Origin of the sequence: Streptomyces sp. B93 (genome assembly GCF_018070565.1) — a bacterium.
In the GTDB taxonomy this organism is placed as follows: Bacteria; Actinomycetota; Actinomycetes; order Streptomycetales; family Streptomycetaceae; genus Streptomyces.
In genome coordinates, this window is sequence record NZ_JAGPXL010000046.1 from 40,389 (window position 1) to 52,235 (window position 11,847).

Annotated in this window: 11 protein-coding genes; 5 read left to right on the forward strand and 6 right to left on the reverse strand. The window is 68.3% G+C overall.

Annotated elements, in window-relative coordinates; all coding sequences use genetic code 11:
* Nucleotides 1-6 precede the first annotated feature (6 nt).
* From KBY47_RS30185 to KBY47_RS30200, 4 genes are all read right to left on the reverse strand, one after another.
* Nucleotides 7-945, reverse strand: coding sequence for a fumarylacetoacetate hydrolase family protein (locus tag KBY47_RS30185; protein ID WP_210926695.1), 939 nt, complete (start codon nt 943-945; stop codon nt 7-9).
* 25 nt (nt 946-970) lie between these two features.
* A complete protein-coding gene (locus KBY47_RS30190; RefSeq protein WP_210926697.1) occupies nt 971-2,125 on the reverse strand; it encodes a VOC family protein in 1,155 nt (384 codons plus the stop codon).
* 348 nt (nt 2,126-2,473) lie between these two features.
* On the reverse strand, nt 2,474-3,487 hold the full coding sequence (locus KBY47_RS30195; protein ID WP_247695455.1) for an amidohydrolase family protein: 1,014 nt from the start codon (nt 3,485-3,487) through the stop codon (nt 2,474-2,476).
* A gap of 175 nt (nt 3,488-3,662) precedes the next feature.
* Complete coding sequence (locus tag KBY47_RS30200) at nt 3,663-4,328, reverse strand: GAF and ANTAR domain-containing protein (RefSeq protein ID WP_210926719.1); 666 nt, start codon at nt 4,326-4,328, stop codon at nt 3,663-3,665.
* A gap of 288 nt (nt 4,329-4,616) precedes the next feature.
* On the opposite strand from KBY47_RS30200, the gene KBY47_RS30205 reads away from it, so the two are divergent.
* The gene (locus tag KBY47_RS30205; protein ID WP_210926700.1) at nt 4,617-4,862 is read left to right on the forward strand and encodes a DUF5133 domain-containing protein; all 246 of its coding nucleotides are present in this window, start codon (nt 4,617-4,619) and stop codon (nt 4,860-4,862) included.
* 80 nt (nt 4,863-4,942) lie between these two features.
* Here KBY47_RS30205 and KBY47_RS30210 read toward each other — a convergent pair whose 3' ends face one another.
* Nucleotides 4,943-6,664 (reverse strand): SpoIIE family protein phosphatase, encoded by a 1,722-nt coding sequence (locus KBY47_RS30210; protein ID WP_374103132.1) that lies wholly within the window; start codon nt 6,662-6,664, stop codon nt 4,943-4,945.
* A 622-nt stretch (nt 6,665-7,286) separates the two neighbouring features.
* Here KBY47_RS30210 and KBY47_RS30215 point away from each other — a divergent pair.
* Nucleotides 7,287-7,820: a 2'-5' RNA ligase family protein gene (locus KBY47_RS30215; protein ID WP_210926704.1), complete on the forward strand. Its 534-nt coding sequence runs from the start codon at nt 7,287-7,289 to the stop codon at nt 7,818-7,820.
* A 169-nt stretch (nt 7,821-7,989) separates the two neighbouring features.
* On the opposite strand, the gene KBY47_RS30220 is transcribed toward KBY47_RS30215, so the two are convergent.
* Entirely contained in the window at nt 7,990-8,754 is a 765-nt protein-coding gene (locus tag KBY47_RS30220; protein ID WP_210926706.1) for an SDR family oxidoreductase, read from the reverse strand.
* A gap of 121 nt (nt 8,755-8,875) precedes the next feature.
* Between KBY47_RS30220 and KBY47_RS30225 the strand changes: the two genes are divergently transcribed.
* The 3 genes from KBY47_RS30225 to KBY47_RS30235 form a co-directional block, all read left to right on the forward strand.
* A complete protein-coding gene (locus KBY47_RS30225) occupies nt 8,876-9,664 on the forward strand; it encodes an HAD family phosphatase (RefSeq protein WP_308405344.1) in 789 nt (262 codons plus the stop codon).
* Nucleotides 9,665-9,826: 162 nt separating this feature from the next.
* Nucleotides 9,827-10,489, forward strand: coding sequence for a ScbR family autoregulator-binding transcription factor (locus KBY47_RS30230; RefSeq protein ID WP_210926708.1), 663 nt, complete (start codon nt 9,827-9,829; stop codon nt 10,487-10,489).
* A gap of 518 nt (nt 10,490-11,007) precedes the next feature.
* A partial coding sequence (locus KBY47_RS30235) for a carboxyl transferase domain-containing protein (RefSeq protein WP_374103133.1) occupies nt 11,008-11,847 on the forward strand: 840 nt, incomplete at its 3' end.

Genomic DNA, 11,847 nt, shown 5'->3' on the forward strand with positions numbered 1-11,847 from the left:
CGGATGTCAGTGCTCGTCGGCCACGGGCGTGCGCTGGCCGCCCAGGTCGATGCGGCCGTCCGGGGTGGCGATGCTCGTGGTCACCACGTCGCCGGGCCGCAGGTAGTGGGGGTTCTTCGCCTGGCTCTTGAAGAACGCCTTCCACTTCACCGCGGGCGGCAGCAGCGCGCCGATCTTCTCGACCAGCTTGGGCGGGGCCTTGAGCGCGGTGCCACCGGGGGTACCGGTCAGCAGCAGGTCGCCGGGGTCCAGGGTCTGGAAGCGGGCCAGCAGGGTCAGCGCGCGTGCCGGGCGGACGATCATGTCGGCGAGGGTGCGGTCCTGACGCAGCTCGTCGTTCACCGACAACCTCAGCCGCAGGTCCAGCAGATGGGCGAACTCGTCCGCCTCCAGCAGGGTGAGGTACGGCCCGGTCGGTGTGAAGGTGGGGTAGGACTTGCTCTCGTAGAACTGCGTCTTCGGCAGCTGTATGTCACGGGCGCTGACGTCGTTGGTGATCACCAGCCCGGCTACGTACGACGGCAGGTCGCGTTCCTCGACGACGGTGCCGACGGGCAGCGGCGCGCCCATCACCAGGCCCAGTTCCACCTCGTAGTCGAGGAGCTTGACGTGTCCCGGGCGGACGATGTCGTCGTACGGCCCGCTCACGGAGCCGGAAGCCTTGCGGAAGAAGGTGGGCGGGATGTCCCCGGTGAAGCCCGAGTCACGGGCGTGGCTGTGGTAATTGACCATCTGCGCGACCACCCGGCAGGGCACGGTGACCGGGGACAGGGGTGTCAGGTCGGCGACGGGTGTTCCGGCCGCGCGGGAGGCCGCGGCCTCGTCGACGGCGGCCCGGTCGGCAAGTAGCCCGGCGGTGGTGACGGCCTTGGTGTCGACGGGAACGGCGTTGTCCCCGTCCACGACCCACCAGCCGTCGGCGGTACGCAGGACGTTGGTACTCATGGCATGGCCTTCTCTGGAGAGGGGATCAGGAGTGCATGGCCTTCAGCAGGCCCACCAGGCGCGCCGTGTCCATCTCGTTGTCGCCCCGCAGGGCCTGGATGACGTCGCGGACCCGTTGAGGGGAGGGGCTGGCGCCGAGGAAGTCGCGGGTGGCCGGCGGGCCCCACTGGGCCAGGCCGCTGGTCGACATGGGTGCCCAGCCGGGCTCGATGTCACAGGAGAACAGGTCGCCGTCGGCGAAGTGCTCCAGCATGAAGTGGTCGGGGTCGCGCCAGTAGTCGAAGAGCTGGCTGCCCTGGATGTGCCGCCCGATGCCCCAACTGCGCTGGTATCCCCGTTCCTTGAGGTACTCGCCGCCAGCGGCGATCGTGTCCAGGTCGGTCACCTGGTAGGCGGAGTGGACGTACCCGGTGCCCGGTCCCAGGTGCATGGCCAGCGTGTGGTGGTCCACGGCCAGGCTGCCCCGGTCGCAGCGGACGAAGGCCATGGTGGGGCCGCGGTCGCGCTGTCCGTCGAGGAACAGGAAGTCGGACACGATCATGCCCAGCGTGTCCAGGTACCAGTCCAGTGCCTGGGCGAACACCCGGGTCTCCAGGACCACGTGGCCGAGTCGCTGGATGCGGGACGGTTCGCGCGGCGGGCGCTGGGTGGCGTTGACGCGGCGGTGATCGGTGCCGAAGTTGAGGAGCAGCGGCTGCTGTTCGGGCAGAGCGGGCAGTTCCTCGCCACAGTGCACCACACGCACGGGAAAGCCCGAGGGGTCGAGCAGGTCGACCGTCTGGCCGCCGCCCGGCACGTCCACGGGCCGAACGCTCGTCCCCGTCACCCGGGCGAGTCGCTCCAGGTCGGACCGCTCGGCCGCGCGGAACGCCGGGCCGATGAAGCGCGAGGTCCGGCCGCGCCGGATCACCATGCAGGGCGATCCCGCGAAACTGCCGCGCAGCCAGAGAGCGCCGGGTGTGCGCGCGGCGACACCGAATCCGAAATCGCGGGCGAAGACCTCCGCCCGGTCCAGATCGGGCTTCTCGAACTCCAGCCAGGCCAGGTCCGCCACCTTGATCACGGGGTTGCGGGCACGGCCCGGGTGTTCGCCGCGCAGGGCGCCCTCTTCGCTGTGGAGGTCCTGGTGGGCCGTTGTGACGTCTGCTCCGTCGGCTGCGTCGGCGAGGGTTTCGGACATGGTGCCCTCCAAGCAACATCGTCGTAATGAGGAAATCATCAACTTTGACTCTTTGATCGTCAAGGGCTGGCGTCCGGAAAGGGGCGACGGCACTGCATGGAAGGCGGAGCTGCCCGAGGCGACGGTGCGCGCTGGGTGTCATACGGTGGGCGCGCCGTGGCGGAAGGTGACTGCCGTGCCGGTGAGACGGACGCCGGTCCCACCCTCGCGCTCCGGGGCTTCCAGCCGAGCGTGGCCGACGGGTCCTCGTACGGGCTTGCGCGTCGACACCGCTGAAACTGGCGGGTAGGTCAGCCGATCCCCATCTCGCGTCCCTCGCGGCGGCAGCGATCCGCAATCGTCAGTGGTTCACTTGAGCCGGGGGAACAGACGGCGGGCGTTGCCGTGGAACAGTGCCTGCTTGTCCGGCGTTCTGAGCACGCGGGTTTCGGCGAGGGCTTTCGCCTGTGCCGAGGCGCTGGGGGCAGGGGTGAAGGGGTAATCGCTCCCGTACAGCAGGCGGTCGGGGTCGACGAGGTCGAGCAGGGCGGGGAGTGCACGCGGGAGAGGGAACCCGGCGACGTCGTAGTGCAGACGTCCAAGGGCGCCCAGTACGTCTGCGGGTGGTCCGCCGGCGGCAAGGGCGAAGGCCGAGATCCGGTCGGCTACCACCGGCAGCGTGGCTCCGCTGTGCGGAATGATGAACTCGATGCCGGGATACCTGTCCACCACTCGGTTCAGGACGAGTTCGGTGACGGCTCGTGTCGTGTCGAAGAGGAACTCGATCATGGGGCGCGGGTAGCCGAGACTGGTGGACTGTGAGCAGGCGGGCGACGTGGGGTGGAGGAGGACGACCGCCTTACGACGGTGCAGTGCCGCCATGAGGGGTTCGAACGCCGGGCTGCCGACGTAAGTGCCCTGGTAGTTGGTCTCCAGGATGATGCCGTCCGCGCCGAGGTCGTCCAACGCGAACTCGACCTCGCTCACCGCGGCCGGGACGTCTGGCAGGGGGACCGACGCCAGCAGCCCGAAGCGGGCGGGATGTGCGTGGACGATGGCCGCGCCTTCCTTGTTCACCGTGCGCGCGAGGTCACGGTTCGCGGCCGTGTCGCCGAGGGAGATCCCGGGTGAGGACACGGACAGCATGGCGGTCGCGATGCGGTTGGCGTCCATGAAGCGCAGGGCCTGTTCGACGCTCCAGTCGGGGATGCCCGGCATGCCGTCCGGGCGGCTCTGTCCGGCCGCGATCAACGCCGCGCGGTAGGTGGGTGTGACGTAGTGAGCGTGCACATCGATGGCACCGGCGCCTCTGTGCCGCCCCGCGACAGCGGCCGCTGTGCTCATCGCGCCGGTGGCGAGCGTGCCGGCGGCCAGGGACCCCATGCGCAGAAGATGACGACGACTGGTGGACGGCATGGCGGCTCCCGCGGTCGAGAAGAATCGACATCTGACCCGGAGACCATAGATGATGATTTCATCAGAATGAAGGGATGTCGCGAGAGTGGCGGCCGTGGAAAGGAGACGGGCCGTAAGTCGCGTGGGACCGTAACCCGGCTGATCAGGTGGGGTCGGTGCGTTCGGTCCGGACCCGCTGGGCCACGTCGCGGAGTTTGACGTTGTGGTGCTGGGAGATGCTGCGCAGCACCTGGAAGGCGTCGTCTTCGCTCAACCGGTGGCGTTCCATCAAGATGCCCATGGCCTCGCCGATGGCGTGCCGCGTGTCCATGGCGTGCTCGAGCTGGTCGATGGTGCGGGCGTCGGCCAGGGCGACGGCGGCGTGCGAGGCCAGCAGCCAGACCGCGGTCTCGATGTCCTTCCCGAAGGTCCCGGGCCGGTGGGCATACAGGTTGAGCGCTCCGAAGTCCTCGTTGTCGGCGTAGAGCAGGATGCCGGTCATGCTCCCGATGCCCAGTTCACGCGCTCCCGAGGCGAACCGCTCCCAGCCGGGCTGCGGCTGGGACAGGTCCGCGATCGGGTACGCCCGCTCGCTGCCCTTGTGCCGGGCAAGATCGAAGCAGGGTCCTTCACCGAGTTCACCCTGGAGACGGTCGGACTCCCGCACCATGTCGCCACAGGCCGCCAGAGTCACGGCCCGGCCCTTGCGCACCGCCAGGATCCCGGCCGCGTCGCAGCCGTCCACCAGCTCGACCGCGGCCGCCGCGACCTTGTCCAGCGTCGCCTGTACCGAGTCCTGGGCCAGCAGATCCCGCGCAAGCAGGGCCATCTGCTCGGCGTACGCACGCCAATCCACCGCCACCACCCACCTCGATCAAGGTACAGCCACAGTATCGCCAGTTCTCCACGTCGAGGTCAGCAGCGCCGGCTGCCGCGTCGGACGAACTGCTCTGCTCGCCAGCGGGCCCAGCGGGCGCGCTGGCATGGACCTCCCGGTGCGGGGCACTTGAGGGCTGCCTGACGTGCGCGGCGGTACTCCGTGCCGATCAGAGCCTGCGTACAGCGAGGCGCGGCGATGTCGGCCGCCTTGCGGAGGGGTTCGAGGAGAGGGAGCTACGTGATCATTCCGGCGGAGAAGGAACTGCGCGCCGTACTGGCCCGGTTCGCTCAGGCGAGGATCGAACATGACGTGTGCCCCACCGGCCGCACCAGTCGCAATCTTGAGGACTCCGCGTACACGCTGTGCGTGATCACCGGAGCCCGTACTGTCGAGCAGGCCCTGCTCGCGGCCGATGCGCTGTTGGAGCAGTACGGCGCGGCCCGGGGCGGCATCGGTCAACGGGACGAAACGCTGGCCGCGTAGGACGTCTCCTTTCTTCCCCGCTCTGCCCTGTCACCCTGTCCGCCGACGCTGGCGCCTGCGCGCCCGCCGCAGAATTCGCTTCATGCTGCGGTGGGAGTGCGCAGGGCGAACAGGACGATGTCGTCGTCGGTGTCGGTGGGGCGGACCCGGTGCAGTAGCTGGTCGGTGAAGGCCGGCAGGGGGCGGTGGACGAGGGCTGCGGCGTGCCGGCGCAGTCGATGCAGGCCCTCGTCGAGGGAGCGGCCAGGGGCTTCGATGAGACCGTCGGTGTAGAGCAGGAGGGTCGATCCGGGCGGGAGGGAGGCCACGGCGTCGGGACGCGACTGATCGGTTCCGGTGCCCAGGAGAATACCGTGCCCGTCGCTGAGGTAGTGGGCCAGGCCTTCCTGGGTGACGAGCAGGGGTGGCGGATGGCCTGCGTTGGTCCAGGACAGGTGCCACCGGCCGCGGCCCATCTCTTCGATCCGGCCGAAGATCAAGGTGGCCATGGGGACGTCGGCGATGTGCGTGACCGCTTGGTCGAGCCGCTTGACGATGCGGCTGGGAGGTTCTTGCTGGGCCCATGCGTAGGCGCGGAGGATATTGCGCAGCTGGGCCATTCCGGCCGCGGCGTCCAGGTCATGCCCGACGACGTCTCCGACAGCGAGGGCGGTGGCGCCGTCGGCGAGGGTGAAGGCGTCGTACCAGTCACCGCCGACCTGCGAGGCGTCGGGTGCGGGCAGGTAGCGGGCGGTCATCTGGAGCCCGGGCACCTGTGGCAGCTGGGGCAGCAGATGCCGTTGCATGGTCTCGGCGACCGTGCGCTGGCGCTGGTAGAGCCGGGCGTTGTCCAGGGCGAGACCGGCGCGGCGGGCGATGTCCTCCAGCAGGGCAAGATCGGCCGGGGTGAAGGGCTGCGGGGTCTGGGAGCGGCCCAGGGTCACCGCGCCCAGGACCTCGCGGGTGCTGCGCAGCGGCGCGATGGCCGCGGAGTGGATGCCAGTGGTCTCGAACAGACGGCGCTGTTCTGCCGTGATACCGGAATCCGGTGGCTTTTGGTAGGTCTGCGGGCTGGTGAGGGTGGAAGCGGCACCGCGCAGGGCCCGTGACAGGGGCATGGAGGAGTGCTGCGGCACCGGCGGCATGGGGCCCTGGAGGTCTTCGTGATACGTGACGGCGCCGTTCTCGGCATGGGCCACGACGACCCGCCACACCTCGTCGCGTTCGCGGATCAGGTCGACGACCACCCAGTCCGCCAGCCGCGGCACCACCAGGGACACGAGCCTGTGCACCGTCTCGTCGGCGTCCAGGGTGGAGGTCAGCTGCGTGGTGGTCTCGGCCAGCAGCGCCAGCCGCTCCAGCTCCGGCAGCGGCTGCGCCACCTGGCCCGACGGCCTACTCGGGGATTCGACGACCTCGGGGGTGTGGAAGATGACCAGCGTCGCCCTCTCGTGGTCACCGGAGCCGCTCAGGTTGAGAGGGGAGGTCAGCCAGGAGATGGGCAACGGGCTGCCGTCCCCGCGCGCGAACCACTCCCGGTCCGCCTGGGCCGTTCTACCCGCGAGAAACGCCGGCCGCATCGCGCACTGGGCCCTTGGCAGCGGCTGACCATGCGCGTCGCGGTGCAGCAGGTCGTGCGCGCCGTGGCCGACGAGTTCCGTCGCGGCCCGGGCGAGCATGCGCTCGGCGAGGGCGTTGACGGCGATGATGCAGCCCTGCTCATCCACCGCGTAGGCAGCCGTCTCGAGAGCGGCCAGAACCATGGCGACCGTCTCTCCCGGGGGCTGCCCCGACGCACTGCCCGTGGAATCCCATCCCGTCACCTGCCTCGCCTCCTCCCGCACTCGCCGGTCATCGCCTGCCCTCTCGTCCTGCATCCTGTCTCGGATGCCCACTGAACGCGAAGCGAGGCATCCACAGCGCGTCCCATCGGTTCATGGTGCCTTCCTCCGGCCCACCAGGGGCGACCGCCGAGCCCATCTGTTCCTTCAGTGTCAGGCAGCGGACTCCGACAGTGTGCACGCCCCGTCACGATCATGATCAGACACAGTCACGACCTCCATGCCGGTGCGGTGGGCCTCCGTCGTTTCTGCCGAACGACGTCGAAGCGGTGTGGGAGGTCGCCGAGCACCGCTTCGTATACACCGGTGCGGGGCCCGGACCCGCAACCGCTCGCCGGGGCATCGACCCCACCAGGCGCGAGACATACGAGGACGGCGTCACCAAGGTGACCTGCCGAGCCCCGCACGGCACTGAGATCAGCTTGGGCGGCACGTCAGGCTGACGCCCCCCCGACACCGAAGGTTACGCAACATCGCGTCGCGTGAGGGCATGCGACCGGACGGCCATCTGTTGAAGGCGCACGCCGTCGCGCCCTTTCCTCCGCTTCCTCTGCCGATCGATCCAGTCGACGGCGGAGCCGCAGGTCGCCGGTAGGCTGAGGCGGTGCGCACGGTCGAACTCCTGTTGGATGAGGCGGCGGAGCTGGCGGTCCGGGAGGCTTGGCGGCGGCTGGCGGACGCGGGGCTGCCCAGCCAGGCGCGGCACCACTCACCGACTAACCGCCCACACCTCACCCTGGCCGCTTGCCCGGAGCTGACCGGCCCGATCCGCTGGGAGCTCGCTGAGGTGGCCGCCTCTCTGCCGCTGCCAGTCCGGTGCACCGGTGTGGTCCGCTTCGAGCGGCCCACCTCGGTACTGGCTTGGGCACTGGACCCGGACTCCGCGCTGGTCGGTTTGCACCGCCGGGTGTGGGAGGCGGTGACCTCCGACAGCCCGTCCGGAACCCTCAACCCCTTCCACGCCCCCGACCGCTGGAGCCCGCACATCACCCTGGGGCGGACTCGGCGGGTAGGCGCTTTCACCGACCGGCGAATTCCCGAACTGCTGCCGTCGCCGCCGCTGCCGTTCCACCTCATCACCCTGCGAAGCTACGACACCGAGACAGGCGCCCTGGAGGTGCTGGAGCCCCGCCCTTGAGCGCCCTCGCCCGCGGAGCCGACGGGGGGAAGCCGGACCGCCTGTGGTTGCCCGTGCCTCCAGCGAGCGGTTGAGGATCTCGTCGTGCACCTGGCCGCCGTACGCGTGGGACGGGTGTCGCTCAGGACGCGGGCTAGTCGGCATGGACCAGGGCTGTGGCAGGGCGGCGCTACAGGTGCGTGCCGCCGCTTGCGTCGATGGTCTGGCCTGTGATCCAGCGGGAGTCGTGGGAGGCGAGGAAGGCCGTGACGTCCGCGATGTCGCTGGGGTCGGCGATGCGGTTGAAGACGGAGTGGCCGGCGGTTTTGGCCTCCTCCTCAGGGGTGTCCCAGCGGTGGCGGTTGAGGTCGGTCTTTGTGTAGCCGGGGGCGACGTTGTTGATGGTGATGCGTCGATGGCCGAGATCCCTGGCCAGGGCTTGGGTGAGGCTTTGGAGGGCGGCTTTGGCCATCGTGTAAGCGAGGGCGGTGGGGTGGGCGATGCGAGTGGTGACGGAAGTGATGTTGATGATGCGGCCACCAGAAGGCATTCGAGGGAGGGCATGTTGGATGAGGAAGAGAGGAGTACGGGCGTGGATGTCGATGAGTCGGTCGAAGTCGTCGGGGGTGATGTCGCTGATAGTGCCCGGGATGTGGAAGCCGGCGTTGTTGACAAGTATGTGGAGGGTGGGAGGCTCCCCGAACTGGGACAGCTGGGTGTCGAGTTCTGCGTAAAGGCCGCTGATGGAGTGGGAGGCGCCGAGAGGAGCGTGGAGAGGGAAGGCGCGCCCTCCGTTGGTGATGATGTGGTCAGTGGTCTCTTGGGCCGCGGCGTGGTTGGTGCCGTAGTGGACGGCGACGAGGGCGCCGTCGGCGGCTAGCCGTTGGGCGATGGCGCGGCCGATGCCGCGGGACGCACCGGTGACGAGGGCGGTTTTTCCGGTGAGTGAGCCCATAACCTGGTTTTCCCCCGAAATGGCGTGGCGTTGGTAGGTTGGTCGTTGTTCAATTCGGATGTGCGGTTGGCGCTTTGCGTGCGGGGGGTTTGTCGTGAGGTTTGCGAGTGATTTGCGGCGTGTGCAGCTGGTCGCGCTGAATCTTGACGGGGTGTTGCTGGACGATTCCTTCGGCCCGGTAATTCATCGGTTCGTGGTGGAGCGTGGGTTGACCTGGTCGCCGCAAGCGGAGCAGGTCGTTTTGTCGCAGTCGCCGTCGGGCGCGGTCGAGGCGTTGGGGCTGGGAGGTTCACCGACGGACGTAGTGGGGGAGTTCTTCCGGATGCGGGAGGCGTGGGTGCGTGAGCATCCGGTGCGGGTGGCAGGAGGAGTAGGAGCGCTGTTGGGGCGGTTGAGGGCGTTGGGGGTGCAAGTGGTGTGTTACGGGGGCTTGGGGCGTCAGCATTTCGATCGTTATCTGTCAGGGTTCGCGGGATTGTTCGATGGACCGGGCTATGTCTGTACGGCGGATTTCCGCCCAGGATTGAGGGAGATCGCCGAGGAGGTGTTCTCGATCGGAGGTGAGCACGTTCTGTTCATTGATGACGTGGCACGGGTGGCGGAGGCGGCCAGGGGCCTTGGGGCGGCGTTCATCGGACGTCCGTCGTCGTCCGAGCACTCTTTCCAGCGGGAGTTGATGGTGCGGGCGGGAGTGAGGCACATGGTGGACTCACTGGAGGAGATCGACGGGCGGCTGCTCAGGCGGGTGGACGAGGAGGCGGCCGACGGTCGACTGTGGCCCGCCTCCACGGCCTCGGCTGCCGGGTACACCGACGTCCCGCTCCCCCCGGAGACCACCTCGGATACGGCTCCGCCGGATGGCCTGGGTGTCAAGGGCCTTTCGGCCGTAGCCGACACGGCTGGTTGCTGAGAGCCTCTGCGGTGGGAGTCTGCGCTGGTGGCGAGGGGTCGCGTGGAAAACGCGTGCTGTCGTTTGCGTTCGGTTAACGATAAGGTACCTCCTGGACGGTTTGTTTCTGGCTGCTCCGGTGGGTGGTGGGGGTGCGGAGTGAGTCAGGGTAAGGAGAGTGCGGTGGCCCGGCAGGAACGAGCGGTGCGGACTCGTCGTGCTGTCCTGGAAGCCGCGGCAGCGGTGTTCGCGGAGCACGGCTACACGGCGGCGACCGTGGCGGACATCCTGAGGACCGCCGGGGTGACCAAGGGCGCGCTTTACTTCCATTTCGATTCCAAGGAATCGCTGGCGCGAGGGGTTCTGGAGGTCCAGACGGACCAGGTGCTTCCCCCGCGTGACATCAAGCTCCAGGAAGTGGTCGATCTCGCGATGACGGTCGCGCACCGGTTGCGGAACGATCCACTGTTGCGGGCGGGTGCCCGGCTGTCGGCTGATCCGGCGGGACGTCGACAGTACGGCAGTGCATGGCCGCTGTGGGTCGAGGTGCTGAGCGGAGTGATGGGGGAAGCACACCGGCGCGGGGAGACCCTGGCGCATGTGATTCCGGCGGAAGTCGCTGAGTTGTTGGTGAGTTCTTTCAACGGGGTGCAGTTGTATTCTCAGCTCGAGAACGGGCTGAGTGATGTGGAGCATCGAGTGTCGGTGCTGTTGAAGCATCTGCTGCCGTCGATCGCTTCGCCTGCCGTACTGATGCGGCTGGACGTGGCGGAGGACCGAGGGGCTCGAGTGCTTGCCGAGGTCACCCAGAGCGAGGCCCAGGGGCAGGTCCCGGTTTCGGCCTGAGGGCCCCGATGGGGCACGTTTCACTGCTCGGCGATCTGAGTCTCCCGCGCGGTGCCGGAAGGCCTCCTGGCCGACGGGTCCTTGAGGCCTGTCTCCGTGTGTTCTGCCATCTGCGCGCGGTGCTGCTCGGCATGGGTGCTCCTGGATATCTCAGACGGGTGATGGGCCGGGGCTCCATGGGGCGCTAGGAAGATACATACCATCCGGTTTACGCTCCAGCGGTATGAGGCGTTCCGGCTTGTGGTGTGCGGAGGATTTTGCTCCGTTTCGCGGTGTGGGCTGGTGTGTTGACCTGAGTGAGGGTGTGGCCGAGTGGGTGCTTCTCGAGTGGTTCTCGAGCGGCACGCCTGACGATGGCCTGGTCCGGTGATCGGCATCAGGACCCAGCCGGGATCAGCTCACGGGTCAAGAACAGAACGACCAGGGCGATTCAACGCGAGAGTTGGTGAACCCACTCGGGCGGTGGTCCGTGTCTTTCACTGTTGTGTGATGACTGGGCCGGTCTCGGTGGTGTGCGTGTGCTGAACGGGGTGGAAGCAGTTGGCGTGGGCCGCCATCCGGCCGGATTGGTTGAAACCCGTACGTGGGCCTTGGCCGATCCCAGCGGTGAGGTGCCGACGGCGCAGCAGGCCAAGGGCGAGTTGACGGCCCGGGAACGGATCACTCTGTTATTCGACGCGGGTTTCTTCTATGAGACGGAGAAGTTACGTCGGCACCGTGCGCTCGGGTTCGGTGCGCTCGGGTTCGGTCTCGACGCCGGGAAGCCGTACGCGGACGGAGCCGTGCACGTGGCCGTCCCGGCGGCTGCGCCGTTGGCGGCCCTGAACGATGGTGCGGCTCACAACCCGGCCCCGAGGGACTTCGTGTCCACGGTTCGTGAGCCCTCCCCGACGCTCGTCACCCTCATCCAGAACGGCTTGAGTGGCGCGGACATCAAGGCACCGGAACAGGCCGCTCGGTTCGTGCAGATGTGTGACGCCTTCAATGTCCCGTTGGCGACGCTGTCGGATGGGCCTGGTTCCCTTCCGGGCGTGGGTCCGGAGCGCAGGGTGATCAGCCGGCACGGGGCGAAGCGCCTGTGCGTGTATGGCGAGGTGACGGTGTCACGGACCTCGCTGATCCGGCGTGGGGCGTATGGCGGTGCGCACGTCGTCATGGACGAACAGTCGATCGGTGCGGATCTGACGTTTGTGTGGCCGCGGCTCGGCCGACGCCCGCGACGCCCTCAACAGGTCGATCGGAATGCTCCACGCCAGCACGTCGTTTTGTTGGGTGTGTGGGGGTGGGTGAACGGCGGGGTTGGTTGGTTTGTGGGTGGGTTGGTTGGCTTGTTTTTGGGGTGGGTGCCGGTTTGTGGG

Bases quoted from the DNA above. Each gene is read 5' to 3' on its own strand.
- KBY47_RS30185 (WP_210926695.1), bottom strand. From the start codon at position 945: ATGAGTACCAACGTCCTGCGTACCGCCGACGGCTGGTGGGTCGTGGAC.
- KBY47_RS30190 (WP_210926697.1), bottom strand. From the start codon at position 2,125: ATGTCCGAAACCCTCGCCGACGCAGCCGACGGAGCAGACGTCACAACG.
- KBY47_RS30195 (WP_247695455.1), bottom strand. From the start codon at position 3,487: ATGGGGTCCCTGGCCGCCGGCACGCTCGCCACCGGCGCGATGAGCACA.
- KBY47_RS30200 (WP_210926719.1), bottom strand. From the start codon at position 4,328: ATGGCCCTGCTTGCGCGGGATCTGCTGGCCCAGGACTCGGTACAGGCG.
- KBY47_RS30220 (WP_210926706.1), bottom strand. From the start codon at position 8,754: ATGGGCTCACTCACCGGAAAAACCGCCCTCGTCACCGGTGCGTCCCGC.